Below are 25,383 nucleotides of genomic sequence, written 5' to 3' on the forward strand. Positions count from 1 at the left end.
CGAGAGTAATTCCATATCGAACCAAAAAAGGATACTCGAAACCTACGCAAAACAGAACGGCTTTACCAATCTGCGCTGGTACACCGACGACGGTTTTTCCGGCGCGAACTTCCAGCGGCCCGGATTTCAAGCCATGCTTGCGGACATTGAAGCCGGGAAAGTGGGTACGGTCATCGTCAAGGACATGAGCCGGTTAGGGCGAAACTACTTGCAGGTAGGGTTTTACACGGAAATGCTGTTCCCTCAAAAGGGTGTGCGTTTTATCGCTGTCAACGATAATGTGGACAGTGCCAGCGAGGGCATGGACAACGATTTTACCCCGCTGCGAAATCTGTTCAATGAATGGCTGGTGAGAGATACGAGCAAGAAAATCAAGGCAGTGAAAAAGTCAAAAGGCATGAGCGGCAAGCCTGTTACCAGCAAGCCGGTTTACGGCTATGTGATGGACGAGGACGAGAATTTTATTATAGACGAGGAAGCCGCCCCGGTGGTGCAGCAGATTTACCAGCTTTGCCTTGCCGGGAACGGCCCGACCAAGATTGCCCGTATGCTGACGGAGCAGCAAATCCCCACGCCGGGGACGCTGGAATATCAGCGGACAGGCAGCACCCGCCGTTATCACCCAGGCTATGAGTGCAAATGGGCGACCAACACCGTCGTTCATATCCTCGAAAACCGAGAGTACACCGGATGTCTGGTGAACTTCAAAACGGAAAAGCCTTCTTATAAGGTCAAGCACAGCATAGAGAACCCCGTCGAGAAGCAGGCCATTTTCGAGAACCACCATGAGCCGATCATCGACAAGGAAACATGGGAACGGGTGCAGGAGTTACGCAAACAGCGCAAACGCCCGAACCGCTACGATGAAGTGGGGCTGTTCTCCGGGATTTTGTTCTGCGCCGACTGCGGCCATGTGCTGTATCAGCAGCGGTATCAGAACAAAGACCGCAAACAGGACTGCTACATCTGCGGCAGCTACAAGAAGCGCACCCGCAACTGTACGGCGCACTTTATCCGCACCGATCTGTTGACCGCTGGTGTCCTGGCAAATCTCCGGCAAGTGACCGAATACGCAGCCAAGCATGAGAGCCGGTTTGTGAAACTACTTGTCCAGCAGAACGAGATCGGCGGCAAGCGAAAGACCGCCGCAGCCATCAAGCAGCTTGAACAGGCGCAGGAACGCATTTCTGAAATCAGCCGCATTATCAAGCGGCTGTATGAGGACAATGTAAACGGCAAAATCAGCGATGAGCGTTTCATGGAACTGTCGGCTGACTACGAAGCCGAGCAAGCGGAGCTGAAAAAGAGAGCCGCCGCCCTGCAAGCCGAACTGGACAAGTCACAGGCAGCTACCGTCAACGCCGAGAAATTTATGGGCATTGTCCGCAAGCACCTTGCCTTTGAAGAACTGACCCCCACTCTCTTGCGGGAAATGATCGAGAAAATTGTGGTGCATGAGTGCAGCTATGATGAGAACGGCACCCGCAGGCAGGACATTGAGATTTATTACAGCTTTGTCGGCAAGATTGACTTGCCCGAATAACCGCCCGACCTATCCGACACAATGGCCAAGTGTCGGATAGGAACGGCAAAATTTTTTGCACTTCTATTGCTTCTTTATCACACATAAGCAAAATATGCGGGAATGAATCCTGCGGCAATGAACGGGACCAGTGGGCAGGTGAACCGGGTGGGGCGGTGGGAGAGCTTCAGAACAAGACTTTTTCCCAGCACAAACAGGGCGTAGCAAAAGGCGAACAGCGTAAGCCCCGCGAGAGTGCGGGAAAGGCCCAGCACAAACCCCGCTGACGCCGCAAGCACCGTATCCCCGGCCCCGTTTTTCCCAAAGCCCGCCCCCAGATAGAAGGGCAGCCCTCCCGCAAGCGCCCCCAAAAAGGAGGCGGGGCTGATGGTGATCAGCCCCGCCAGCACGAGCGCCACACAGACCCGGTCATCCACCAGGCGGTGTCGGACATCATAGATCGAAGCGCCCATCAGGCAGCCGCAGAAGACCAGCGCCTGCGCCCAGTGCATCAGCCGGCGTAGTCGAACATCTCCTGAATACGCTCCGTTACAGTGGGCATGACGGTGTCGTTCAGCACAGCGTACAGACCGGCCAGCACCAGGGCGCCCAGGACGACGGCAATCAGTACCTTGACGGCGGTATCGATATAGCCCTCGCCGGCGTTGCCGCAGACGGCGCGGCGGTGGAAGGCGGCGATGGAGGTCTGGCAGTTGATGGCGGCGGACTTGGCGGACTTGGCGATATTCTTGAACAGCTTCTTCATAAGGTACATTCCTCCTGTAAGTAAAAATGATTTTTGGTAGTTTGGTGACTGGAAAGTAATCATGGGTCGTGCTTGGGGGGAGGCCCCCGGCCTCGGCTGGGCAAAGGAAAATCCGGGCGGCTTATATCCTCCCAGACTACATAGTCATTTCGTGGCATTCGTTCTGCTCCTGACGCTGGTCGAACTGGATGGGACGGAATCCCACGCGGTCGCAGTAGAAGAACTCGCTGCCGGAATCATCGTACAGCTCCACCACATCGGACAGAGCCATCCGGTAGCCCTGATATCCGGGAGGTGGGCTGTCCCGGCAGATGGCGTAGATCTGCTCCAGATCATTGGTACCCAGATCGCCGTCAAAGACCTGCGTATAATTCTCTGCGTCCGGTTCTCCGAACCTCTGGATCAGATCCTCATATCCGATAAAGCGCATGGTGACATCCACGCCTTTCCGGAGCTGCCAGATGCGGCAGCCTTTTTGCGGCTGCCCCAGTTCCTCGTCAGGCATTTCTCCGGATGCAAGGCGGTCAAATACGCCTTCCTTCCACTGAGGCGTCAGATTCAACCGGGCCAGGTAGCGGGACAGCTCATCCGTCTGGAACATCTCGTCTACGACAGCGGCGTCATCCTTCACATAGCCCACCGTGTTGCCATAGAAGATCAGGCGGTTTCGATTGTCTATTGTGAAGCGGACCAAAATCACATCACCTCCCTTCAGGGCGAGCGGCTCACATCTGCTGGCTCATGGCCTGGTCGGGAGCGTCGCTTTTCTGCTCCTGCTGCTCCTGAAGCTTCTGCTCGTAGGCGTCATTGACGGCGTCCACCAGAGCGTTCCGGGCTTCGGCGGTGATGGCATGGAAGGTGTCGTTGTACTTGGTCTCACCGTTTTTCTTGTAGGAGTCCTGAGGCATGGAGATGAAACGGCCCTTGTCGGACTCGATGACCCGGATGCCGTGGACGGCAAAGGCCCCGCCGATGGTGGCGCTGGCAAAGGCTTTGGTCTTGAAATCTCCGTCCATCAGGCGGTCGATCCGTGCCTCTACCTGGGGCGTTGTGGCTTCCTGCTGTTTCTTCTTGGCTGTCGCCATGGTAATCAAGCTCCTTTCACTCACATGGTTGGGGTGGTCATATCGGGAGATTCGGCGGGATCTTCCTGCCGGATCTGCTTCAGGCTCTCTCTGGCCCAGTCGGGCAGATGCTCCTCCCGGAGAATGCCGATGAAGTCGCTGCGGTTCCACCGGGTCTGCTCTCCGTCGCCGAGGCAGGTGGCGTATACCGCTCTGCCCGCGGCGTTGGGGGCGCAGCCGAAGCCGCCGGTCGCCAGCCAGAGCTGATTCTCCGGCGCCCAATAGGACTCCTTCAGCGTGAATGGACTCATGACCAGCACCTTGCCCTCCAGCTCCTGCCCGGTCATATCGTCACAGTGGGAGCGCGTAAACATCCCAAGCGCATCCTGGGCCTCCCGAAACTCATTTACGAAAATGTCCAGAACACCGGCGTGACTTTCCACCATGAACTCATAGTTGCGGTCGCTGCGGGGGATGAAGGTCGCGGCGGCCCATTCCTTGTTCCGGCGGCTGAAGCGTCCATCCTCCGGCTTCAACTGAATGGTGGCGGCCAGCACCCATCCCACACGCTTGAAGCCAAAGTCTTCGATGACGCCCCTGGCGCAGTCGTGACTCAGGTGCATCCCGTCAAAACCCCTGCGGATGGCCTCCTCGATGGCCTGCTTACAGGCGATGTTCTCCAAGTGGCTTGCCCGCCAGAGAGCCACCTCGTTTTGCCGTTTGGCCTCGGAGATGGAACTGAGGTAGAGGTAGGCGTGATCCTTAGTCATCGTCCTCGTCCTCATCCAGCTCCATGACTGCCTTGACCAGCTTTTCGAAACCGGCCCTGTCGATGCCGAGCTGTTCCAGGCTCTTATCCAGCTCGGCCGCCCACTTGGTCTTGCGGTCATCGGATACCACCAGAACAGCGCCATCCACGCTGACCACACGGAGGTTGTCGTGCAGGATGCCGGCATCCGCAAAGGCCTCAGCAGGGATAGGCAGCATATCCTCGCCACAGCCAGAGCAGCCATCGCACGGGTCCGCATCGCCCTCCTGGTTCTCCCATCCGGCCATCATATCCGCCCACAGGCTGTTGACCAGACGAATCAGCGCCATCATAGCGGCGGCTTTCTCCACCGGCTCCATCTCCTGCTTGAGCAGGACAATGGCGTTTTCCAGGGTATGCATCTCCAGCGTTTCCTCCTGCTCCAGACCACTCAGGGTGAGGGCCGCAGGCTGAATGACAGCCTTGCCGTCGTTGGTGTACTTGATAAAGGTCATCTTCATTCCTCCGTTTTATCAGATTTTGTTTTCGGTTCGTGGATCAGCGTGTAGCGCCCGTCGTCTTCCTCCGCGGCTGACAGATTGAAAATGCTGAGCTGCCAATGCCTTGCGGAGTTATAGAGACGGGGATCGTAGTTGGTGATGACGATCTCCTCGTATTCGCTTCCGGCTTTCTGGGACATACTGTTGGGGCGTGTGGTGTAGAAGATGTAAAACTCCTTGTACAGATCTACGATGAAGGGGCAGTAGTTGTAGGAAACCATCACAAACCCCTGGCACTCCAGAAGCGCATCGTGGAGGCGCTGGTGGCCTTCCTTGGGAAAGCCCACCGCATAGCAGTCCTCCGCATCGTAGTAAGGCGGGTCACAGTAGAAGAATGCGTCTTCCCGGTCATATTGGCGGATGAGGTCGACGCAGTCCTTGTTCTCGATGACCACCTCCGCCAGTCTGCGTGAGCACTCCCAGACCAGATGGAAAAAGCGGCGGATGTCGCAGGATTTTCCGGCGAAGGACTTTGCGCCGCCGCTGAAGCTGTACCGGATAAGCTTGAAATAGTCAGCGGCCCGCCGCACATCTCCGCGAGGCGATCGTTCCAGCATCATCCTTCGGATGGTTTTGGCATCCGGCGGTTCCAGATATCGCTGGGTTAGCTCCATCTCCTCGTCCAGATAGTCATCGGTGAATTCCTCATGTGAGAAAAACTTATACAGCACATTGAAGTCATCACGGGTGTTCAGCGGCAGAAAGCCAAGCTCCAGCAGGAGCGCCATGGTTCTGTTTTTGACACAGCAGAACAGATTGGTCAGGTCGCCGTTGAAATCGTTATAAACCTCCATGCATCCCTGCTGGATCGGGCGGCTCAGTGTTACTGTCCCGCTGCCGCCGAACACATCGATAAACCGGGAATAGCGCGAGGGGGACAGCTTATGAATCAGCCAGAGCAGCTTGCTTTTGCCTCCCACCCAGGGGATGAAACTTTTCAAGCGGTATCACCTCCCTCCAGAGGGAGGGATATCTGCCCGCTGTCGGTGAATTGTTCCAACGCTTTTGTGAGGCCGCGCTCCGCATGGGCGATCTTCTTGATCCTGCTTCGGAGCTGCCGGATCGTCCTCCGCAGCTCCTCCTCGGTGCCGGCGTAATAATAGCCGGCATCAGAGCTGCAAATGGGGATGCCGTCCCCGCGCAGGCTGTTGATCAACCGTCGTAGTTCGGGTCCGCGGATCTGAAAAGCGGCCTCCAGCTCACGGCTTGGGACGACTCTCAGCTCACCGCAGTGATACTCCTTCAGGTGTTTGGCGATAGGGGTGTCCGTCGTCATGAAGACTCCTTTCCGGGACAGTTACCCGGAAAGAGCGCAAAAAAAGAAGGGGCCGTTCGTCCCTTTCGGGTAACGGCCCCTGTAGCTTTCAGGCTATTTGACTCTTTTTATATCATCACCTCCGTTGGGGCAAAGCCTGGTCTGTGTGAGGGCTTCTCACATGGACATGGTCGGCTCCATCTCCGGCTGACTGTACTCATAGACCGGCTCTGTGCCGTTCCAGGATACAAACCCATGTTCGGCGGCGGACAGGCCCATGCGCTTCATTCTCTGATTGGCATAGCCCTCAGCGTCAAAGCAGGAGGCGAGCAGTTCGTCCTGGGGATAGATGCCATCCCGTTTTGCCAGCTCTTTTCCGTAATCGGCAAGATCCATGTCACGGGGCATGAAGTGATAGCAGTGGAGGTTCTGCGCCAGATCTAAGGCGTAATCCAGGCGGTGGCAGTCCTCCAGCTCCATGACTGCCTGCCACTTATCCAGCCATTTGGGTTCTCCCTGTCCCTGCTCGCCCCAGATGTAACCAAAGTCGATGGCATGGTGGACAAGTTCCGACGCGGAGCCATACTGGGAGAGGATGTCCTCCAGCTGCGGGAGGCAGCAGTCCACATCCACAGCAATGCACTCGGTCACGGATTCGACCTCCAGTGCATCCAGCGCCAGGAGAAGTTCATCCGGATGTGCAGGGTCCATGTATTCGCCAGCGTCCGGGAAGCCCACCCACACGCCGCCCATGTTGGTTCGGCTGGCCAGCTTAACTCGGATGCCGTAGTCACCTTTGTCGGGGTTCATCGAAGGGTCGCCGTCCAGAAACGGATCAATCAGAGAGGTGACCTTGATGAAATGTCCATCACAGAAAGTGTTCCCGCCCTTCTGGCGGTATGCTGCGCCCACTTTCTCCGGGTCAAGAAACTCCCGCGCTTGATCGGAGGGGCGTTGAATCTGCTCCATGATAAACTTGCCCAGTTGGACATCGTCCCCGGCGCCGTAGAACAGATCGTAGTGATCCAGCTGATTGGCAATCAGCATCACATCGCAGGCCATCTGCGGGCGCTCGATCTGCATCGCCCCACGGAACAGGAGGTTTTCTTTTACCGTCATGTTTTCAAACCGCCGTTCCAGCCAGTCGTGCTGGGATTTGGTCATTTCAAAGCCGTCCAACAGGTCAAGGAGCTGTCTGGCTTGCGGGCTCGTCATCACATCATCTCCATTCCGGCATTCTCTGCCTGCGTTTCTTCGCTGTGGATCGGTTCGCCATCTCTGCGCTGAACCAGCCCGTAGGGGGTCAGCAGAGCGTTGTGTGCCGCCATGACATCCTGACCATAGTTGTAGAGGACGATGTGCTTCTGCAGAATGGAGCGGGAATGCTCATCCACAATGAAGCGAAGCTCCTCTGTGGCCACCTCCTCGGGGTTTCGCTGATCAGGCTCGAGCAGATAGTCATCCAGATTTTCTGCAATCTGAACAGCGGCAGCAATATCGTGACAATCCGCCGCAAGGATAACTGCCTTGAATTTGGAAAGTTCTCCTTGTGTGCTCAGCTCCTTGAAGCATTTAGCCAACTCGTTCAGTCCATGGATATTGTCGCAGTCCATGTTTTCCAGAAGCGCAGGCATCGCGCTGTCCTCCACCTGAAAAACCATTTCCGACCAAGAGGCGCCTCCGCAAGCCTCCAGTACGGCGTCCAGCCGCTCCTGCGTGGCGGGCAGATCCAGGTACATCATGTTGTCCGGTTGCTCATCGGAGTGGAAGGGATACCTGCCGACCGTCAGGCGGATGCCATATTCCGGCGCTTCGGGAATCAAGGCCAGGCTGTCATATACCTGCTTCAGCTCGGTGTGCTGCGTGACATACCCGCCGCTTGCGAAAACGCCACCTTCTTCAAATCTGGCTTTTCTTCCGAGCATCTCAAAGTCAAGATACTCAAAGATGGAATCCGGAACTTTTTCCAGGGCAGGGATGAAATCGTTCTCCGCATAGAACCTGCCGAGCTGCTCGTCCGATGTGGCGTTGATCACATGGCAGCAGTCTGTGCTGTAGGCCAGGTCGATCATGGTGGCAATGCTCGGTTTCCACGATATAGCCGAAGCACCGGCCATCCTGCGTAATTCCGCCGCCGTTCCGATAGCAGTAGCTTCTCATCGAAGCCAGATCCTTGAGCGGCCCATCAGCCCGAAGCATATCCACGACTTCCTGAAGCTCACCCTTGAATTCCCCAGTGTTGAACTGGTCGTCGTTGTGAGGCCACCAGGTGTGGTAGAATCCTTTTCCGGAAGATCCGAAATCCATCCGCACATGGCCTACCGTGCCCAGCACTGTATCCTCGGCCTCGTCCAATTGGGAATAGAAAAGGCCCGCCTCCTCACGGGAAGCGGGCCGCAACGCAAAGAGATGTTCTGTTTTGATCTGAGTTTGGCGTTTCACAAGGTTCACCTCCTACATTTTATGAACACAAGCAATACCACAACTTTCGTGAAAAGTCTATCCCTCAAAACCGGAGAAATTTATTTCAAGACCCTTTTGATCCTGCATTTCGTAGTACGCCTCTATTTCAGCTGTGGTCGCACAAAGTGCCGGTTTGGCCTCCGTATCCCCAGATTGGATGGGAATGAGCGCCTCTGTAACCTCATACAGCAGTCTTTGGTCTGGACACCGATTAATAAAGAACCCGAATGTATCTAATATGAACCGGTCTAAAAGGTCCGTCAGTACGATTTGTTTCGCACTGGGATGGCTCCCCAAAAAATTGGCGAGATTTTCCGGTGCCCCTTCAATCAGATATTTGGAATTCCCGCTGTTTTCGTATACATAGCCATATACCAACCGCTTGGAATTCAGCAGGATCTCCATGTCCCGCGTTGACAATACTTGTCCAGACACTGGGGACTCCATGGGAACGGGTGGAATGTCCGCTTGGATATCCCGCAGAGTTTCTTTGGCAAGAGAATGATATTTCATCGCTGAGAACAGATCTTCTTGCTGCGTGGAACCCGTGTGGAGCAGATTTGCCTCAAACGCATAGTATGCGGCATAGTCTAATTTTTCGAAGTGCGGCTCCTCACAGGTCTGAACCAGTGCTTCTAAGGTTTGAGGATTCCGCAGGACATTCAAATACACATCTTTTCCGCGTGATACAAGCCAGAGCCGAAAACTTGAGAATCCTTCTTCCTCGCTGTGGATGCCAAGCTCGAGGCTTTTGTCCCAGAGGTCGCTCCGGTAGGCGGCCCGGCCATACTCATTCAAAATTTCCTGCCAGTCCAGAATATCTTCTCTCTCGCGGTGGAGAAGGGCCTCTACGATCCTGCAGAAGTAGGTTTCTTGATCATGATCCTGCATGGATCGGTTTGTCTCATCAATGATTTGCCAGAATTGCTCTTTTTTCATTGCTTCTCCTTCTCTATAGTACGAATGATCAACAAAATGAAGCATGGTTTTCGTCTTTCCTCGATTACCGGATGGCTCAGGTCATGCGCATTTCAAATTCCGGCTCCGGGGACTCCATGATCTGTTCCAAGTGCTGCGGGTCTACGATGACCTCGCTTTCATTCCTGCCTGTGAACAGAGCCAGGATGTGTTCCTTCCGAATCTGCGCTTCATACACCGTTCCCTCCTCACCGAAGCGGTGGGCAAACCAGTCCGCCGTTTTCCGGTCCAGTGTCCAGGACAGCGCCCTGATATTTTTGGCGTTGTAGGGGGTAACGCCCCGATAGACCGTCACCGTATCCTCCAGCGCCTGGTGTGCGGCGCGCTCCTCCTCGTCCATCAGGGACTCCGGAGGGACGGATTGGAACAAGGCCACCAGTTCTCGTTTGCTCACATTGCAGTCCTGATTGGGGCATTCCTCCTGTGTCCAGGCGGTGGATAAGATCTGTCCCAGATCCTTCTCCGAGAGAGCGGAGGCGGCAAATTTGATAAAAGTCAGATAATAGGGCGGGTTGAGCAGTACGAAAATCTGATGGACATTTTCGGCGTTGTCTATCTGCTCCCCAACCTTTCTGCGCCACCTTGTGCAGTCATCCGAATTGTTGATCAGGTCGACCATGGAGAGGCTCCCATCCTCATTCCGAAGCGCGGAGATCCCGGAGTTTGTGAAGGGGTGGCTGACGATCACCGGGGAGAGGGCCGTTTCCTGGATCTGCACATCGAGGAGGGTGTGCGCCACCAGCTTTACGCGGAGCAGATCGGTTTCACGGGGCATCAGGAAAGGCCTCCCATCTCCATCGCCTGGGTTTCCTCAGCGAAGGGGCTGCTGCATCGGCGGATCAGGCCAAACTCGGTTCGCCGGACTCCTTCCTCCGCCATAGTGTCCTCACCCAGCTTCTCGAAATCCATATACCCGTCGATGGTATCAATCAGCTCGTCATCAGCACCGATGCGCCGAAGGACTGCTTGCCCGTATTCGTAGGTGTCCTCCGTGATACGCTCATAGTCGTCCAGATTCATGGCATATCGAAGAGCATCCTGCATGGTTTCCGGCCGCTCCACAGAAAGAACCGACAGGTATTTCATCAGCTCGCCGTCTTCAAGCTGCATCCCCTCGATGGCCCAAGCCAATTCGTTTGCATCTTCCACGCATACTCCCGTGGTGGGAATGTGCTCGTCCATATAGGGAACGGAAAACGACACCTTGGTTACTGCTGCCTCTACAAAACAATCGATTCCCAGTGTTCTTTTTACTCGCTCCAATTCTTCCTTCGTTGCCGGAAGGCAGATACTCACTTGCGCTTGGGAAGAGGAGAGGTCAAGCTGGATCTTCGATTTTTTCTCTCTGACAAGCTCATCATCCTGCTTGCGGAGCACATAGCCGGCATAGGTATAGACACCGCCATGCTCGGCATAGTATTCTGCGCCGATTTTTGCGAAGTCCAGGTAGGGCCAGGCTGCTTCGGGGAATCTGGGATCGCCCTGAATCTGACCGGCAACAGCGACATAACGGCCAAGCGTCACATCTGAATTGACATTGGGAATGAGGATATAGTCCGACACCTGTTCCGCCACACGAATCATATCGTTCAGATCATTGATGCTGTTGCCATCCAAGGCGCCGGCATAGATGTTCCGTTCGCGGGAGTCCATTTTGGCAATGATGCTCGAAAGCTGATTCAGCTGTGCAAGCTGCGTTCTGGAATCAGGGTCGAGTCCGCTGAGGTACGACGGCAGATTGGCGATCACGCTTTTGATTTCGACGATCTCTGTTTTTCCTGCTCTGCTGGCCTCATCAAGCTGGCTGGCCGCTTCTGTCATAGCGTCATGAGATGCGGGCAAATTGAGCGGGACAATGACAGGACTCCCACTTCGTTTCATGAAAAGTTGGATCATGTCATTCCTCCCATCTGAACCCCCTGTTCCCGCTGGCACTGATCCATCGGATCTTCTGCCATCAGTTCCTCCAGATCTACTGTGCCAACATAGGCGATGTAGCCTCGGTCGGTAAACACGCCCGACTGATAGTCCATGTGCTGCAGGCCATACCGCTCGTAGTCATAAAACTCGTCCAGATTGGGGTCATACTCAAAATGGCCGGATCTCTGAATCATGTATTTCCCATATTCCTCGGGGGTATGAGCGCCGGGGGCGAATTCAAACAGATCCATGTTTTCCGCCAGACGGCGGATCTGGCTGGCGTTTTCCGGCTTGGCCATGCTTACTGCCGCTCCCAACTTCTTGCGGTCATGAATCGAAAACTTCTCCACAGCCAGCGCCAGCTCATTGAGTTCGTGGATGTTATCGCACTGGAAGTCCAGTGCTACATCCACTTCCTCTGGAAATGAACTGTCAGCTATAAAGAGGCGCATATCCTTTGGGTCAGCAATGCCGGAACGCTGCATGGCGCGCTCAATTTGTCCTTTTGATGCAGGGAGATAGATCCAGGTCACATTCCTGCTGTTCTCCGGCTCCCACCGGGAGGATATCCCGACAGCAGTCATATCGGCCTCATAGTGGTAGCAGGGCAGGTGTTTTCCATCATAGAGCTGTGAAAGCTGCATGCCGTTGTCATAGACCACGCCATAGCGGGTGACGGTTCCCTCATTGTCCTCAATCAGCAGAATGGCGGTTTCCTCTCCGTCCAACTGCTCCAATTCTTCCATGCTTGCGCAGCCGCCGTGGATGTTCATGTAGTGGTCACGGCCAATCTCCTTTAAATTTGTGAAGTCCGTAATCACTGTTGCCTGCTGACAACAAAAGGTCAGGTTGATGAGATCCTTCATGCTGGCGAGATTCAGCTTTTCAGCCATTGCCTGAAATTGCGAAAACTCGCCCACAGTAAAGCTGTCCAGCCGCTTTGCCAGATAGTCCAACTCATCAAGGTTGACCTTGGTGCATACCAGCCGATTCAGCACAGGCCAGGCACTGTCGAGCGAGTCCAAGCGGCAGTCGGCTTCAGAGGCACCGCCGATCTCCAGTGCCTCCAACAGCGAAACGCAGTGGTCGTACTGATTTCTGGGAATGGGAAGAGGGATCGTCGCAACACCGTATTCCGGGTGGTCGGCGTTGCTCAGAACTGCTTCCATCATCACATTGCATCACCTTACTTTCCTTCAAAATTCAAAATCGCATCTCCGTACTTAGCCAGAAGCAGAGCGCAGACAATCAGGTGGAACGCCTCATCTGTGACCAATTCGGGGGATGTGAGATCGGCAAGAGTGATATTGCGGCTGCCGGTGGAGATGGCTTTGGCCGCCTGATAAACACTGTACAGCTCCGGTTGGATGCCGGCGAGCTGGACAGATTGGAAGTCAAACCCACTGGCATCAAACTTCCAGATCATCCTGCGCCAGATGTCCCCATACGCCGTGAGAAGAAACAGTGCGGCCAGGTTACGGTTCGGCATTCGAAAACAGCGCTCACGCCAGTGCTGCCAGCGCTCACGATGACTATCGCTCAGGAAAAATTCAATGGAGCAGCCATTGAAACTTCTCTCTAACCGGGCCTGAAGCTGCGCTCCAGCTTCAGGGAAGAAGCAATCCCTGACAAACTCGTTGAGGTCAATCGCACCAGCCACGATCCGTTCATCCAGACAGACGCACTGCTCCAAAGGGCAGGGATGATTGCGTCTGAAGTTCATGCAGTATGGGCACTCCATGTCATCTCTGCTATATTGAAAACCGGGATAGTATCGGCCATGGCCTCTGGGCTTGAAATAGGGCGGGGTCATCATCTGCTGTTCCATCTGGCACAGCGGTGTATCCCGCATGAAGTAGCGTGTCATAAGGTCATGCCCATCCCTTTCTGCTTGATTTCGCAATCGTCTTCCCTGATTCCCTCATTCTCCTCCGTATCGCTTTTCTGGCCGGGCATAAGGCAATCGCCCGGATAAAGCTCCATTTCGTACAGCACGCTGTTATCACCGCTTCTGCGGTCAAGAACCTTGATGGTCGTGCCCTCAAATAAATAGTTGGATGCCTTTTCGAAATCAGAGCGGAATCCCTTCCCGTAATTACAGGTCGAATACTGATGAGTCGGCTGATCCTTGACCACGGAATAGTAAGCGTTGGTCTGAACCTCAGTCACCACCCGTACAAGCCCGACCAGGGCAGGGTGCTTACTATGGCTGGTTGCCACCAACTCTGTCCCGGGGCGGATACAGCGTTTCAACTCAGCCAGGTTTTTGATGCGCAGCGGCGCTTTTTGTTCGTTCTTTTGATCCAATCTTCAATCCTCCTGTCTGGTTTGAGGCAATAAAAAAGCGCCGGAGTCTTATTTCTAAAACTCCGGCGCCTGAATATTACATGATCGGTTCCTGGTTGTAGGGTTCCATGGGGTGTTGCTCCTGCTCTCTTATGCGCTCCAGAGCATCGGGAGCTGCAATGGCAATCTGCTCCTGAACGCCCCGTATGCACTTTTCCTGCTCGGCAGTCAAGTCATAACCAGCGTCTAAGGTGTCAGAGCAGCACCGGTAGATTTCGATAAGCTGCTCCTGATTGAAGATTTGCTGTTTGGAAATGAGGCCGGCGCGGATGGCGAAGTCCTGCTTGGCACCTGCATAGTTTTCCTGAAAGTAATTGCCCTGATTGAGACCTGTGCGGTCGAAGCTCCAGTCCCATGTGACGAATTGAACGCCAAGCCGGGTGGGATGGGCAGCCAGCACGGCTCCGTTGAAGTCAGCCAGCAGGCGGTAGTCACCGGTCAGGCTCTGGGCTTGCAGGGGCGGAGCCTGTTCCAGCAGCGTCATGTACTCCCGCACGGTGCAGGCCAGATCGGTGGCTCGCTCACAGGCTCGTTCCCGTTCCGGCGTCGCTACATCCTCCTGCCAGTAGCGAACGCCTCCGTCCGCTGTGATCCGGCAGAGGGGGAGACCATCCCACTCCACAGGAAGCAATTCATCCTGTTCCGGCTGCGGAGTGAATCCCTCACGGTGGAGAGCGGTGCGAAGCTCCTGAAAAAACTGTTCTCGGTTCATTTACTACCTCCTGATATTTAGTGCCCTTTTTGAATTTGTCTGAAAGCAAAAAGGGCGCCAATCTGATGGCCCGTCGTGACCAACAAATTGACGCCTCAAATTTTGTGTATTCTATTGATAGAAAAATAGTGCCCTTTTTGAAAATTGATGCTTCAAAAAGGGCGCTACATGGTTTCTGGTTTTGCCAACCTCCGAGAAGAGGGGGTTCGAATCCCACCAGTTAGGGGGAAACAGCGGTTGGCATCTATGGAATCATCCGTGAATTTTTGAGCTGAAAAAGCCCGGAAACGGTTGGCTTAACAGTGATAAGGAAGTAATTCTTATTTTTACTGTTGGCTGACAGATTCGGGTGTGCAGGGCAACCGTAAGGCTGCAAAAGCTGTCTGTTTCCAACAGAAACAGACAGCTTTTGATTTGCGTTGAAAGCATCTTGCTGTTTTCTCTCGAGCGGGGCGGTCTTCCCACGGACCGCCCCGCGAAGCCGTTACGGCTCGATGATGTTGAAGGGGTTGGCCCCGGTGATCGGGATCTGGTTCATATTCTCCATCATCAGCGTCAGCAGCTCTGCGCTGCCCTCGACCTTGACGGCCTTTGCAACCGTTTCCTGATTGTTGGTCAGGATCGCAAACAGCGCATTCTTCGGGCAGGTAATAGACACGTCCGCATCATCAGACAATGTATCCGCATAGACCAGCAGCACACCATTCTTCACGCGGAGCATGTGCTGTTCGCCCACGTCAGGCAGGATCACGTTCATGGTGAAGTCGCGGTCAGCCAGCGCTTGCTTGTCCATGACAATGGCCATATAGTCAAACAGCATGGGCGCGGAGAGGGCCTTGACCATGTCGCCGGTAGATTTGGTGGAAGCGGTGAAATTGGCGTTTCCATGGCGCAGCTCCTGCGCGGCGGTCAGATATTCGTTGCGCCACGGGCCGGACTCCGCCTGATACCCCAGCTGCTCCAGTGCATCGGCGCACAGAAGCCGCGCATCGGTGTTTGTCGGGTCGGCAAAGACGATGGTGTTTGTGACCTCGGCGACCCACTGATATTCACCCTTGTCAAAATCCGCCTTTGCCATTTGCAGGACCTTGTCAACATCCCCCAGGTACTCCACCCATTTTTTTGCGCTGTCGCTTGGCATGAGGGGGTTCAGGTTGACAGGGTTGCTGTCATACCAGCCCATGAACTTCTGGTAGACCGCCTTGGCGTTGTGGGCGACCGTCCCGTAGTACTGGCGGGTGTACCAGATTTTATTGAGCGCCTCCGGCAGCTCGATCATGTTGGAGATCTCGTCACTGGTGTAGCCCTGATTGATATAGGTCAGCGTCTGGTCGTTGATGAACTTATACACGGCAGCCGTGTTGACCATGTAGTCGTTCACCACGTTGTTTCCCCAGTGCGGCCAGTTGTGGGACTGGAAGGTGACCTCCGCGTCCTTGCCGTAAAGGGAAATGGCCTCGGTGATATAGCTTGCCCATGCCGCGCCGTCGCGCACCTCCGCGCCGCGCAGCGTGTAGAGATTGTGGAGCGTGCCGGTGCAGTTTTCCGCCATCCAAAGCGCCTTGTACTGGGGCAGCCACGTGTTCATTTCGGCGGGCGCTTCCGTACCCGGTGTGAGCTGGAACTCCAGCTCCACACCGTCGATCGTCAGCTTTTCGCCGGACTGCGTAATTTCATAGCTGGGCGTCATGAACGAGACCGTTCCGGTGGACTGTCCCATGCCGATGCCCTGCGCCAGCTTGCCGGTCACGCCGGGGGTCAGAAGGATGCCATACTGATAATTGCTGCGGCGGCCCATACCCTTACCGGCGTAGACATTTTCCTTCACGGAGTGCTCCGTGAAGCCCACAGGCGTGATCACGGGGATCTTGCCGCTGGCGAGCTGTTCTTCAATAGAAAGTGTCTCGTCTGCCTTATCCTCTTTCGCCATCACGCCGGCGATGCCGCCAAAATGGTCGGCGTGGGAATGAGAGATGATGACGGCCTTGACCGGGAATTTACCAAGATTCTTTTCGATCAGCTGCATGGCAGCCTGACTGCACTCCACGCTCATCAGCGTGTCAAAGACGATCCAGCCGGTATCACCCTTGACAACGGTGAGATTTGCCATGTCATAGCCGCGGACCTGATAGATGCCATCCGTCACTTCAAAAAGACCATAGGCATGGTTGTTCTTCGTGTTCTCCCAGAGGCTGGGATTTACGCTGTCAGGCGCTTTTTCATAATCGTCCAGGAACGCATAGGCTTCCTGACTCCAGAGGATCGTCCCATCCTCGTCCTTTAGTTCCAGTGTTTCCGGCGCGTCGATCAGTCCACGGATGGCGAATTCATATTCCTGCTTATCATCGAAGTCAAGTTCATCGTAGACGGCGGCATTTGCCTTTGCCGTAAAGTCTGTGGCGGGCTTGACCTCGGCGGTCAGACCCAGGTCTGCCTTTTCCGCACCCGGCTCTTTGCGCCCATCCTGCGCACAGCCGACGCAGGACAGCAATAGTACCGATGTAAGAAGCATTGCTACAATACGTTTCATAGCCATTCTTTTTCCATCTCCTTATTGTTCGCGGATAACAGGTGGCTGCCAGCTATCCAGTGCTGTCATATCCGGTACATAGATCCGCATGAACAGATGAAATTCCCCGTCGGAAACAGGCAGCCAGTTAGAGGTGTCTTCCGGTGCATCCTTGGACAGGATAATATCCAATGTGCCGTCCGCATTCAGCTTGAAGTCGGAGCGGTCGTTGATGCAGTAGCGGTCGATGGAATTGTCAATGAGGAAATCATCCTCTCCGTAGGCGGTCACGGACCAGAAGCCGCCCTCCAGCGTGGGAGGAAGGGTTTCAAAGTGGAGCGTATACTTCTTTTCTCCGGTCAGCGCTGCGCCGGTCTCATCCACCGCTGTCTTGGGATAGATCGCCACGTCCACGGTGTTGGCGCCAAGCCCCACCAGCGCTACCATCGCGCGGTAGGTATACTCCGTGCCGAAGTTGCCGATGGGCTTGCCGTAATAGATCCACTGACCGAGTTTCTGCGCATACTTCGCGCCGTCGGCGGCAAGCGTGGCGCGAAGCCCCTGAAGCATCTGCGTCCAGCGCTCGGCAGCTCCTTCGCCCAGGAGGGCGGCGTCGAAGGTCTTGCCCGCGCCCACGTTGATGGCGGAGAGTTTCTTCAGCAGTTCCTCATCCGCATCGGCGGGCGGGTTGACCTGCATCAGAGCGTTCGCCGTATTGAAAAACTCTGCTGGTGTCATGGAAAGCACCTTGCTCACGGGAACAAAGTCATTTTCCTCTTTATATGTTCCCTGCGGTGCGGCATACTCGCCTCCCTGTACATAAGCCGAAAGCGGCAGGAGCTGCATCTGTTCCTGAATGGCACAGACATTGGGCAGATCCTCGTTCCCGGACAGCACCGTGCGGGTGATCGACCACACCGTTGCGGTGGGCACGTCCACGCGCGTCACACCGCCAGGCAGCTCGCCCTCCCAGCCGGGAAGCGCGATGGCATAAGCGCCCGCTTTGTCCAGCACGGCGGCAGTGTTCGTCCAGGCATCCAGCAACTGTATGTTGCAGAAGCGATCCGTTTCCGGCAGAACGAAGATCATAGGCTCTTCACTGATGTCAAGCCACGCCTGAGAGTAGACGGTATCGACGTTCGGCGTCACAACGGTGCGGAAAGAGGCGTCCGCCAGCTTTTGTGCATGGTTGAACTGATTGATGGGCGCACGGCCAGTCATGGTTCCGTCCGTATTGGTCGATAATGTTTTGGTTGCGTCGGTCAGCACCAGTGGGAACGCATAGATGTATGCCTCGCTGACCGTTTCCCACACGGTTTCAGTATCCGGTGTATCCGGCTGCGTTTTTTTGGCAGAGCAGGCGGAAAGAAGCCCGCAGGAAAGCAGCGTAAGCAGCGATAGTAGAATTGCAAATATCTTTTTCATGTTGTCCTCCTATGATTCTTTTCTGCTTTGGTCATCTCCACGGAACGGTTTGTGCGCATGGATTGACTATGAAGTCGTTTGTGATTTTCTCTTTATGGTAAACTATCGATCATTCCGCCCCTTTCTTTCTGCAAGCCTTGAAAGCTCTTTTTTGACCGCTTCGATCTGTGGGTCAAACAGCGCTCGCTCGGCAAAGATCATATAATTGTTGATGGCAAGGATCGACAGATGAACGAACGGCGCAACCTCTTTGTCGGTGCAGCCGAGGATCTCCGCAATCCTGCCCGTGTAATAAGGGTATCTTGCCGCAAGCCGCACAAGGGAAGGCTTTACCTTTTCTCCGTATTCGCGCGACACACATACGCTGACCAGAAAGCGCATGGTAGGCGACATTTTATCCGCCAGATCACCGAGATGATCCATCATGCTTTTGATGTCACTAATATCTTCAAACACGATGGCAAACGCACCTTTTTCAATTCGATTGATCGCTTCCTCTGCGCAGGCAAGAACGATTTCCTCTTTGGTGGAGAAGTAATAGTAGATGCCGCCGTTTTGCAGCTTTGCCGCCTTGCAGAGGTCCTTTGTCGTGGCAACGGTCAGCCCCTTTTCGACAAAGCAGTCAAGGCAGACGCCTACAAGCTCCTGTCTCTTTTCGGCTTTCTTTTCTTCCCTCAAAACACAATCCCCCCATTTCTGTGCATTATCCAGTGTTTCTTATAATAAGATATCAGACTTCGCAAAATAAATCAAGCGATTGCTTGAATAATAATTATAAATTTTTAGGATCACAATGCTTGGTCAAACATCACAACAGTCTCTTTCAGCAGCCGCACCTCCAGCAAGCTCTGGATGTGCCGAATCACCGTCCTTGCAAAGACATTGGACTTTATCGTGTCCCACTCCGCCAGCCGGACGATCTCCGCTGTGCCGGTTGCAAAGTCAAATCTGATCTCTCCCCATTCGCCGTCGTTGTCTACCTGATATAGGTAGACAGCAGCGGCTATTTTTTGTTCCTTTTGCGGCACTCGGTCTGCTTCAGCGTCACGGTATGGACAAGCCCGCTTTCCAGCAGCTTCAGGCGCAGCTTGTCAAGCGTCCGCCGGTAGAATCGCTCCGCGCCACTGGCGGTTGTACCCTCGAAATCCACCGCCAAGTCCTCAAAGGTAGACTGCGTGTACAAAGGGCTGACGCGCCCACAGGTCATGCAGAGGCTTTCGCCGCCGACAGTTGCTCTGATCTGCTGGTTTTCCTTCTTGACATGAACAATGCTCCCTTCGTGATTGACAGTGTATTTATTTCACTGTCTCTCATAAAGGGAGCATATCAATCAGAAACGGGGGTGATTTTGTAGTTTCTTGATAGCCTTCCTTGAGATGTGTTTGTCAAACGAAAATGTGAGCAAAAGGGCCCCAAAAAAGTGAGCACCTTCAGCACCAGATTTCATGTCGTGAGCAATGTTTTTCCCAAGTACCAAATGCTCACCTTTTGAGTACCCGGAAAGATGAGGGCCTTTTGCAAGAGTGAGTGCCCTGGGGGCCTAATGCTCACATCGGTCCCCCGGAGGCCAAACGCTCGCATCGGTGCCAATAGGGGCCAAGTGCTCACATCGGTGCCCAAAGCCCTTTTGCACTAATTTTGAGTACCCTAAGTGTATGCCCTCTGGCGGTTTAGGGACTGGGTAAGCCGGTAGCTTTCCCCAGAGAAAATCACAATATGGCTGTGGTGGATAAGCCGGTCAACGAGCGCCGCAGTCAGGCGGTTGTCCCCAAAGACAGTGTTCCACTGAGAGAACTCCAGGTTTGAAGTAATAATCAGGCTCTTGCGCTCGTAGCAATCGGAAATCACTTGGAACAGCAGTTCAGCGGCGTCCTTGTGCAGAGGGACGAAACCAATCTCGTCAATCACAACAAGCTCTACCTTTTTCAGCGTACCCAGGTAATTGTTCAAGGTTCCCTTGGTGTTCTTTTCCAGCAGTATGTTTGCCAACTCAGCCGCAGTAAAGAAACGGACACGCCGCCCCTCCTGGCAGGCTTTCAAAGCAATAGCCGTAGCCAGATGGGTCTTTCCCGTCCCAACGCTCCCCATAAAAATCAGGTTCTCTTTTGGGGCAAGGAACTGGAGGTCGGTCATGTATTCCTGTGGCAAGCCGCCAGGAAGTTCAATGGCGGAGTTCCACACAAAATCATCCAGTGTCTTCATCACCCGGAAACCAGCCGTCTTTACCATGCGGTTAATCCGGTTGGTTTCTCGTTCCTGCAATTCCAGTGTCAAGAGATCGGTCACATACTGCTCGGTATTTTCGTAGGGGACGCTCCGCCAGCCTTTCGCCATGCCGCCCAGCTTCACTTGCCGCATGAGCTGTTCAATCTGTTCAGCCATGAGCCTCACCTCCCATCAGGCCATCATAGGCTGAGAGGTTTGGATTGTAGTTCAGCAATGGGGCTCCGGAGAGTTTAAGCGGATCTGGGCGGTACTCCTTCTTGGCAATCATGTAATAACACTGCCGCAGGCTGTCCACATCGGCCCGGCCATTGGCGGCTGCCATTTCCAGAGCATCATCACAGAACTCAGAGTTTCCGTCAGCAACGATTTCGCTGAGAAGTTGCAGGGCGCTCTTCCGCTCTTTTCCCTTGGTGGAAGCAAGATAATCCTGCCACCGTTGCGGCATTTGGTGGAAGAAACGGGTATGCTCAATCGCTCCTGGCTTTTTGCAGAGGGTGGACACATACTGCGTCCAGTCGTAGACCTCATCATTGGTCTTGTAGCTTCTGGGAAAGCGTCCAACCGGTCTGTGGTCGTGGTAAAACTCTACATGGTCATAGAAGATTTTGGCCTGTACTTTTTCGCCGGCCAGCATGGGAGATAGCCCGTATTTATTCGTCTCAATCGTTGCAAAGCCTGTTTTACTCACGGTAAGCGTCGTGTAGCGGAACACAGAGAAGGGATACTGCGGCAGCTCTAAAAGTGCCGCCTTGTCCTCTTCCCAAAGTTCCCGGATGGGAACCTTGTGCTTGTAGTGGAGCCGGTCAGCGTCCTTTTCGCACCACTCCAAGAGCTGTTCATTAAATTCCTCAAACGAGGTAATGACTGGGACCGGGACAAACGCATTGCGGCGGCTGTAACCAACCTTGTTCTCTACATTGCCTTTTTCGTTGCCGGAAGCCGGATTGCAAAAATCAGCTTGGAAACGGTAGTGGAGCATAAAGCGGGTAAAGCCGTCCGTAAGGACACGCTCACCATCTTTTAGTACCTGAGCAACCGCCGTGGTCATGTTGTCAAACCGCAGCCTGGGAGGGACGCCGCCAATGTGCTCAAAAATCCGCTTCATGCCTTCCAGCAGGCACTCTTGGTTTTGAGACGGGAACGCTTGCGTTACTCCGTTGTTAGAGCCGGGGAATGAGATCGTCAGCGCATAGAACGGAAAGCGTTCTCCGGTAGCGGCCCATTCGCCTTCCGCAAGGCCAAAGTCCACCTGTCCCCAGCCTTTGGGGTGCTCCAGAGGGAGATAACCGGCACTCAGAGTTTTCATGACATATTTTTTCTTGCGGACATACTTCTTCACGGTGGAATAGCAGCCAGTAAACCCATGCTCATCACACAGGCGGTGGTAAATCCGCATTACTGTATGGCGCTGTTTCCTGGGGGCCTTTCGGTCCTCCTCCAGCCATTTATCAATGATGGGGATGAAGTCTTGCAGCACCGGATAGCTCTGTGGCTCAATATCCGGCAGATTGTCCTCGCTCCAGTTTTCCTGGTAGGCGTACTTGCGGACAGTCTCAAAGCTGTGGCCGGTTATGCGGCATATTTCCCACAAACTTGCCTCTTCATTTTCGTAGAGGTCTTTGATATACTTGATTTGAGCCATTCGTAACACCTTTCTGCTACCCCCTTATGGTTATCCCACCTAAAGGGTAGCGTTTATTTCAGGTGCTGACAATGGCTCTTTTTATTTGCCATTGGGGTGCTCACTTTTTGAGTACCATTTGCTACATTTTCATTTTACCGAAAACACTTCCTTGAGACTTACTTTGCAAGCACAACGGAAATGATGATCTTCTTTTCCTCCTCGCTCAGATCAAGCGCACCGCCGTCTGCGATGCTCACACGCAGTTCATACAGTGTGCCGTCGGCCAGGGTATCCACGCCAGTCCCGGCTTCATCCGTGATCGTCCACAGCTCCTTGCCGACCTCCGCCAGCTTTCCATCTGCACCGTAGGCATAGAACTTCAGCTCAGCGGCGCTTCCGGAAAGATTGTTCATCCGGAATGAGACCGTCGTGTTAGGATGAACATTTACGACCGTCACAGTATTGCGCCAGCTGGCGACCGTGCCGTCACCGCCGTCCTGCTCAAACTGTTCCTGTGTCAGTACGTTCCGCGCGGCCTTATCGAGATCGACCTTGCGGTAGGGCATTTCGGGAAGATACACAAAGCGGTCCTGCAAGCACAGCAGCTCCAGATAGCCCGTCGGGCAGTAGAGCGCGTTGCCGCTGTTTCCGGCATACATACCGATAGCCATGTTATTGTAGCCATATTTGTTGGAGACGTCCATGGTGAATACCGTCTCGCCGGTGGCAAAGTCCAGAATGATGTACTGCCACATGCCGCTTTCCAGATCCTGCACATAGCCGTAGATATAGCCCGTCGCGGTGGAGAGCTTGAGAATCGATGTATCGCTCAGGTCATTTCGAGACCAGATGCTCTTCATCTCATAGCCGGAATCGGTTTTCACGGTGTCCACGCGCTCGACGCCGGGCGCGATCATGCAGTTGCCCTTTGTCAGCCAGTTTGTGTCATAGATGTTGGCATACCGGGCGTGTTTTGCAGGGGTATTTTGTGATCAGCATCGCACTTTTGTTTTTGATGCTTTTCTTCAACGCAATCTTCCTTCTGATGGCGATCAGCATCAACCGGAATGTGAGATTGCAGCAGGAGAACCAGCTGCTTTCCATGCAGCAGCAGCGCTACGAAAGCCTGAAAGCTGCCATTGAGGAAGCACGGCAGGCGCGGCACGATCTGCGCCACCAGCTATGTCAGCTCGCCGCCCTTGCAGAAGAAGGGAATCTTGAAAAGATCAAAGCCTATCTTTCCGGCGCAGTTTCCAGAATCCCGAGTCTGGAGCTGCATTTCTGTGAAAACCGGGCGGCAGACGGCGTGGTCGGGCATTACTGCGCACTTGCGAAGCGGGAGCAGATCCCATTTTCCGTGCAGCTCGATCTGCCGGAATGTCTTCCTGTAGACGAAATCAATCTGTGTCTGGTTCTCTCTAATCTGCTGGAAAATGCGCTGGAAGCCAGCCTGCGCACCGCGCCTGCCAGACGCAGAATCGAGCTGACCGCCTATCTGCATGGCAACACTCTGGCACTGATTCAGGTTGAAAACACATATGATGGAGTTATCCGGGAAAAAGACGGGGTATTTCTGTCCTCCAAGCGAAAAGGAGAAGGTGTTGGTATCCAGTCCGTCCGCCATATCGCAGAAAAATCCGGTGGAGTAAGTACAGTCACCTATCAGGACGGCCTGTTCTGCGCAAAGGTCATGCTCTGCGGGTAATTATGCCCTGCCTTTCCAAAACGGCACGGTCACAGATTTCAGCAGTCCCGCTTCCGGAAATCCCTGTATGTACCGGATCGCCGTTTTTTCAAAGACGTTAGATTTCACTGTGTCCCAATCTGCCAGTTTTACTATCTCGGCTGTGCCGTTCTCAAAGTCAAACCGCAGCTCGCCCCACTCGCCATCGTTGTCTACCAGATATTCGTAGACAGCGGCGGTGATCGTTTCACCTGTTTTCCGACACTCCGTCTGCCGCAAAGAGATCGTGTGTGAGGAATTGCCATTCGATTCTTTTGCCGCCTTCGTCAGAGGGAGTGGTCTTTCCGGAACGCCCATCTCAAACGGCACGACCACGGATTTCAGCAGCCTCGCTTCCGGTAAGCACTGAACAAACCGGATCGCCGTATTTGCAAAGATGTTAGATTTTACCGTATCCCAATCCGCCAGCCTGACGATCTCCGCTGTGCCGTTTTCAAAATCGAACCGAATTTCGCCCCATTCGCCGTCGTTGTCCGCCTGATATTGGTAGACAGCGGCGGCTATTCTTTTGTTCTTTTTTCGCATATCGGTTTGTTTCAGTGTCACGGTATGGATCACACCGCTTTCCAGCAGCTTCAGCCGTAGCTTGTCTAATGTGCGCCGATAGAATCGCTCCGCACCGCTGGCTGTCGTTCCTTCAAAATCCACCGCTAAATCTTCAAAGGTGGACTGCGTGGACAAGGGGCTGACGCGCCCGCAGGTCATGCAGATGGCGTTCCGCTTTTCCAGATACCATTGCTCTTTGTAGGAAAGCTGCTCAAACGCTGCCGTGACCGCCTTTGCCTGTATTCCGTTCCATAGGATTTCGGCGTAGTTCCAGCTATCGTCGCGCGTCACATCCTCGCCGGTTTCTTCGCCGTCCTCGTCCTGCTCCGTGCGGTAGAGGGAAACAATGCTGCGGTTGCGCTGGGCAATGGTCAGCAGCTCATCTGCGGATACGCTATCGTCCTTGTACCCGCTTTGAGCGGCAAACTCGGAAACGACCTCTGCGCGACTCTTGCCTGAACCGTTGTAGATTGCGCCGATCTGGCGTACACGCCGGTACTCTGCAAGACTGGCAAAGGAACCGGCTTCTCCCATCATACGGCAGAACAGCAGCCCGTCCTGAATATAATGTTTCGCGTATTTCAGGAATTCTGTTTCCTGCGCCGGGTCGAACCTCGGCAGGCAAAACAGCAGCATTTGCAAGATTTCCAGCTTGTAGTCCAGAAACCGCGCCGGGTCATAGCGGTCATATCCGTTGCGGGTAAGGAAACGATAGATCACCCCATTCAACCGCTTTTCAAAGTGGTGCAGGAAGAAGGAAAAATACGATAAATCTCGTTTCCGGACAGCTTCGCATATGTAGTCGTTCAGCTCCATTTGCGGCGGTTCCGGGTCAAGCTGAAAGACGCTCTGGACTTCGCGCATGGTCAGATCGTCGGCGTTATAGAACGGCACTTTTCCCGCATAGCCGTTCAAATCCCATGTCCAGCCTGCAAGCTGCGCCATCTGCTTGTCACGATTATCCTTCATATCCGC

General features: G+C 54.2%; 28 protein-coding genes. 2 read left to right on the forward strand and 26 right to left on the reverse strand.

From position 1 onward, the window contains the following. On the forward strand, positions 1 to 1,543 hold a 1,543-nt coding region (locus ACTQ3V_RS10535), incomplete at its 5' end, for a recombinase family protein (RefSeq protein ID WP_441467470.1). 77 nt (positions 1,544 to 1,620) lie between these two features. Here ACTQ3V_RS10535 and ACTQ3V_RS10540 read toward each other — a convergent pair. The 25 genes from ACTQ3V_RS10540 to ACTQ3V_RS10660 form a co-directional block, all read right to left on the reverse strand. Further along, entirely contained in the window at positions 1,621 to 2,034 is a 414-nt protein-coding gene (locus tag ACTQ3V_RS10540; RefSeq protein WP_441467471.1) for a prepilin peptidase, read from the reverse strand. Beyond that, positions 2,034 to 2,288, reverse strand: coding sequence for a DUF6133 family protein (locus ACTQ3V_RS10545; protein ID WP_087238906.1), 255 nt, complete (start codon positions 2,286 to 2,288; stop codon positions 2,034 to 2,036). The genes ACTQ3V_RS10540 and ACTQ3V_RS10545 overlap by 1 nt, the downstream gene beginning before the upstream one ends. 136 nt (positions 2,289 to 2,424) lie before the next feature. Beyond that, positions 2,425 to 2,982: a YodL domain-containing protein gene (locus ACTQ3V_RS10550; protein ID WP_441467472.1), complete on the reverse strand. Its 558-nt coding sequence runs from the start codon at positions 2,980 to 2,982 to the stop codon at positions 2,425 to 2,427. Positions 2,983 to 3,013: 31 nt separating this feature from the next. After that, positions 3,014 to 3,373, reverse strand: a complete 360-nt coding sequence (locus tag ACTQ3V_RS10555; RefSeq protein WP_308526809.1) for a SpoVG family protein — start codon at positions 3,371 to 3,373, stop codon at positions 3,014 to 3,016. Between the two features lie 20 nt (positions 3,374 to 3,393). Beyond that, positions 3,394 to 4,122, reverse strand: coding sequence for a DUF3849 domain-containing protein (locus tag ACTQ3V_RS10560; RefSeq protein ID WP_441467473.1), 729 nt, complete (start codon positions 4,120 to 4,122; stop codon positions 3,394 to 3,396). Beyond that, positions 4,115 to 4,615, reverse strand: a complete 501-nt coding sequence (locus ACTQ3V_RS10565) for a hypothetical protein (protein ID WP_441467474.1) — start codon at positions 4,613 to 4,615, stop codon at positions 4,115 to 4,117. The genes ACTQ3V_RS10560 and ACTQ3V_RS10565 overlap by 8 nt, the downstream gene beginning before the upstream one ends. Before the next feature lie 2 nt (positions 4,616 to 4,617). Beyond that, positions 4,618 to 5,601 (reverse strand): DNA adenine methylase, encoded by a 984-nt coding sequence (locus ACTQ3V_RS10570; protein ID WP_441467475.1) that lies wholly within the window; start codon positions 5,599 to 5,601, stop codon positions 4,618 to 4,620. Next, a complete protein-coding gene (locus ACTQ3V_RS10575; RefSeq protein ID WP_441467476.1) occupies positions 5,598 to 5,936 on the reverse strand; it encodes a hypothetical protein in 339 nt (112 codons plus the stop codon). The genes ACTQ3V_RS10570 and ACTQ3V_RS10575 overlap by 4 nt, the downstream gene beginning before the upstream one ends. Before the next feature lie 156 nt (positions 5,937 to 6,092). Beyond that, the gene (locus tag ACTQ3V_RS10580; protein WP_441467477.1) at positions 6,093 to 7,130 is read right to left on the reverse strand and encodes a hypothetical protein; all 1,038 of its coding nucleotides are present in this window, start codon (positions 7,128 to 7,130) and stop codon (positions 6,093 to 6,095) included. Continuing rightward, positions 7,130 to 8,032, reverse strand: coding sequence for a hypothetical protein (locus tag ACTQ3V_RS10585; RefSeq protein WP_441467478.1), 903 nt, complete (start codon positions 8,030 to 8,032; stop codon positions 7,130 to 7,132). Before ACTQ3V_RS10585 ends, ACTQ3V_RS10580 begins: the two co-directional genes overlap by 1 nt. Positions 8,033 to 8,414: 382 nt before the next feature. Next, positions 8,415 to 9,317: a DUF4240 domain-containing protein gene (locus ACTQ3V_RS10590; protein WP_441467479.1), complete on the reverse strand. Its 903-nt coding sequence runs from the start codon at positions 9,315 to 9,317 to the stop codon at positions 8,415 to 8,417. 76 nt (positions 9,318 to 9,393) lie between these two features. Then, a complete protein-coding gene (locus ACTQ3V_RS10595; RefSeq protein ID WP_441467480.1) occupies positions 9,394 to 10,131 on the reverse strand; it encodes a hypothetical protein in 738 nt (245 codons plus the stop codon). After that, on the reverse strand, positions 10,131 to 11,252 hold the full coding sequence (locus ACTQ3V_RS10600; RefSeq protein ID WP_441467481.1) for a DUF6329 domain-containing protein: 1,122 nt from the start codon (positions 11,250 to 11,252) through the stop codon (positions 10,131 to 10,133). Before ACTQ3V_RS10600 ends, ACTQ3V_RS10595 begins: the two co-directional genes overlap by 1 nt. After that, positions 11,249 to 12,448: an antirestriction protein ArdA gene (locus ACTQ3V_RS10605; protein ID WP_441467482.1), complete on the reverse strand. Its 1,200-nt coding sequence runs from the start codon at positions 12,446 to 12,448 to the stop codon at positions 11,249 to 11,251. The genes ACTQ3V_RS10600 and ACTQ3V_RS10605 overlap by 4 nt, the downstream gene beginning before the upstream one ends. Positions 12,449 to 12,462: 14 nt before the next feature. Then, positions 12,463 to 13,143: a hypothetical protein gene (locus ACTQ3V_RS10610; protein WP_441467483.1), complete on the reverse strand. Its 681-nt coding sequence runs from the start codon at positions 13,141 to 13,143 to the stop codon at positions 12,463 to 12,465. After that, positions 13,140 to 13,583 (reverse strand): hypothetical protein, encoded by a 444-nt coding sequence (locus tag ACTQ3V_RS10615; protein WP_441467484.1) that lies wholly within the window; start codon positions 13,581 to 13,583, stop codon positions 13,140 to 13,142. The genes ACTQ3V_RS10610 and ACTQ3V_RS10615 overlap by 4 nt, the downstream gene beginning before the upstream one ends. A 76-nt stretch (positions 13,584 to 13,659) precedes the next feature. Then, positions 13,660 to 14,334, reverse strand: coding sequence for a hypothetical protein (locus ACTQ3V_RS10620; RefSeq protein ID WP_071432065.1), 675 nt, complete (start codon positions 14,332 to 14,334; stop codon positions 13,660 to 13,662). Between the two features lie 484 nt (positions 14,335 to 14,818). Then, on the reverse strand, positions 14,819 to 16,870 hold the full coding sequence (locus tag ACTQ3V_RS10625) for an alkyl/aryl-sulfatase (RefSeq protein ID WP_441146861.1): 2,052 nt from the start codon (positions 16,868 to 16,870) through the stop codon (positions 14,819 to 14,821). 15 nt (positions 16,871 to 16,885) lie between these two features. Then, a complete protein-coding gene (locus tag ACTQ3V_RS10630) occupies positions 16,886 to 18,268 on the reverse strand; it encodes a DUF1254 domain-containing protein (RefSeq protein ID WP_441146863.1) in 1,383 nt (460 codons plus the stop codon). A 102-nt stretch (positions 18,269 to 18,370) separates the two neighbouring features. After that, on the reverse strand, positions 18,371 to 18,946 hold the full coding sequence (locus tag ACTQ3V_RS10635; protein WP_441467485.1) for a TetR/AcrR family transcriptional regulator: 576 nt from the start codon (positions 18,944 to 18,946) through the stop codon (positions 18,371 to 18,373). Between the two features lie 110 nt (positions 18,947 to 19,056). After that, positions 19,057 to 19,296, reverse strand: a complete 240-nt coding sequence (locus ACTQ3V_RS10640) for a hypothetical protein (RefSeq protein ID WP_441146867.1) — start codon at positions 19,294 to 19,296, stop codon at positions 19,057 to 19,059. Continuing rightward, entirely contained in the window at positions 19,272 to 19,475 is a 204-nt protein-coding gene (locus tag ACTQ3V_RS10645; RefSeq protein WP_441467486.1) for a hypothetical protein, read from the reverse strand. Before ACTQ3V_RS10645 ends, ACTQ3V_RS10640 begins: the two co-directional genes overlap by 25 nt. 440 nt (positions 19,476 to 19,915) lie before the next feature. Further along, positions 19,916 to 20,650, reverse strand: a complete 735-nt coding sequence (istB, locus tag ACTQ3V_RS10650) for an IS21-like element helper ATPase IstB (RefSeq protein WP_016146601.1) — start codon at positions 20,648 to 20,650, stop codon at positions 19,916 to 19,918. Further along, positions 20,643 to 22,136 (reverse strand): IS21 family transposase, encoded by a 1,494-nt coding sequence (istA, locus tag ACTQ3V_RS10655; protein ID WP_441467487.1) that lies wholly within the window; start codon positions 22,134 to 22,136, stop codon positions 20,643 to 20,645. Before istA ends, istB begins: the two co-directional genes overlap by 8 nt. 158 nt (positions 22,137 to 22,294) lie before the next feature. Beyond that, positions 22,295 to 23,035, reverse strand: a complete 741-nt coding sequence (locus tag ACTQ3V_RS10660; RefSeq protein WP_441467488.1) for a hypothetical protein — start codon at positions 23,033 to 23,035, stop codon at positions 22,295 to 22,297. 71 nt (positions 23,036 to 23,106) lie between these two features. On the opposite strand from ACTQ3V_RS10660, the gene ACTQ3V_RS10665 reads away from it, so the two are divergent. Then, positions 23,107 to 23,823, forward strand: coding sequence for an ATP-binding protein (locus ACTQ3V_RS10665; RefSeq protein ID WP_441467489.1), 717 nt, complete (start codon positions 23,107 to 23,109; stop codon positions 23,821 to 23,823). Here the strand turns inward: ACTQ3V_RS10665 and ACTQ3V_RS10670 are convergent, their stop codons facing one another. Then, positions 23,824 to 25,377, reverse strand: a complete 1,554-nt coding sequence (locus ACTQ3V_RS10670; RefSeq protein ID WP_441467490.1) for a hypothetical protein — start codon at positions 25,375 to 25,377, stop codon at positions 23,824 to 23,826. It lies immediately after the preceding gene. Positions 25,378 to 25,383: the final 6 nt, after the last annotated feature.

This window comes from Candidatus Agathobaculum pullicola, from assembly GCF_052117205.1.
Lineage (GTDB): Bacteria > Bacillota > Clostridia > Oscillospirales > Butyricicoccaceae > Agathobaculum > Agathobaculum pullicola.

Excerpts from the sequence above, each read along its gene's own strand:
- ACTQ3V_RS10565 (WP_441467474.1), bottom strand. The coding sequence starts at position 4,615 with ATGACCTTTATCAAGTACACCAACGACGGCAAGGCTGTCATTCAGCCT.
- ACTQ3V_RS10605 (WP_441467482.1), bottom strand. The coding sequence starts at position 12,448 with ATGATGGAAGCAGTTCTGAGCAACGCCGACCACCCGGAATACGGTGTT.
- ACTQ3V_RS10580 (WP_441467477.1), bottom strand. The coding sequence starts at position 7,130 with ATGACGAGCCCGCAAGCCAGACAGCTCCTTGACCTGTTGGACGGCTTT.
- ACTQ3V_RS10660 (WP_441467488.1), bottom strand. The coding sequence starts at position 23,035 with ATGATCGCGCCCGGCGTCGAGCGCGTGGACACCGTGAAAACCGATTCC.
- ACTQ3V_RS10625 (WP_441146861.1), bottom strand. The coding sequence starts at position 16,870 with ATGGCTATGAAACGTATTGTAGCAATGCTTCTTACATCGGTACTATTG.
- ACTQ3V_RS10610 (WP_441467483.1), bottom strand. The coding sequence starts at position 13,143 with ATGACACGCTACTTCATGCGGGATACACCGCTGTGCCAGATGGAACAG.
- ACTQ3V_RS10630 (WP_441146863.1), bottom strand. The coding sequence starts at position 18,268 with ATGAAAAAGATATTTGCAATTCTACTATCGCTGCTTACGCTGCTTTCC.
- istB (WP_016146601.1), bottom strand. The coding sequence starts at position 20,650 with ATGGCTGAACAGATTGAACAGCTCATGCGGCAAGTGAAGCTGGGCGGC.
- ACTQ3V_RS10600 (WP_441467481.1), bottom strand. The coding sequence starts at position 11,252 with ATGATCCAACTTTTCATGAAACGAAGTGGGAGTCCTGTCATTGTCCCG.
- ACTQ3V_RS10670 (WP_441467490.1), bottom strand. The coding sequence starts at position 25,377 with ATGAAGGATAATCGTGACAAGCAGATGGCGCAGCTTGCAGGCTGGACA.
- ACTQ3V_RS10585 (WP_441467478.1), bottom strand. The coding sequence starts at position 8,032 with ATGGCCGGTGCTTCGGCTATATCGTGGAAACCGAGCATTGCCACCATG.
- ACTQ3V_RS10590 (WP_441467479.1), bottom strand. The coding sequence starts at position 9,317 with ATGAAAAAAGAGCAATTCTGGCAAATCATTGATGAGACAAACCGATCC.
- ACTQ3V_RS10545 (WP_087238906.1), bottom strand. The coding sequence starts at position 2,288 with ATGAAGAAGCTGTTCAAGAATATCGCCAAGTCCGCCAAGTCCGCCGCC.
- ACTQ3V_RS10645 (WP_441467486.1), bottom strand. The coding sequence starts at position 19,475 with ATGACCTGTGGGCGCGTCAGCCCTTTGTACACGCAGTCTACCTTTGAG.
- ACTQ3V_RS10555 (WP_308526809.1), bottom strand. The coding sequence starts at position 3,373 with ATGGCGACAGCCAAGAAGAAACAGCAGGAAGCCACAACGCCCCAGGTA.
- ACTQ3V_RS10560 (WP_441467473.1), bottom strand. The coding sequence starts at position 4,122 with ATGACTAAGGATCACGCCTACCTCTACCTCAGTTCCATCTCCGAGGCC.
- istA (WP_441467487.1), bottom strand. The coding sequence starts at position 22,136 with ATGGCTCAAATCAAGTATATCAAAGACCTCTACGAAAATGAAGAGGCA.
- ACTQ3V_RS10540 (WP_441467471.1), bottom strand. The coding sequence starts at position 2,034 with ATGCACTGGGCGCAGGCGCTGGTCTTCTGCGGCTGCCTGATGGGCGCT.
- ACTQ3V_RS10595 (WP_441467480.1), bottom strand. The coding sequence starts at position 10,131 with ATGCCCCGTGAAACCGATCTGCTCCGCGTAAAGCTGGTGGCGCACACC.
- ACTQ3V_RS10620 (WP_071432065.1), bottom strand. The coding sequence starts at position 14,334 with ATGAACCGAGAACAGTTTTTTCAGGAGCTTCGCACCGCTCTCCACCGT.
- ACTQ3V_RS10575 (WP_441467476.1), bottom strand. The coding sequence starts at position 5,936 with ATGACGACGGACACCCCTATCGCCAAACACCTGAAGGAGTATCACTGC.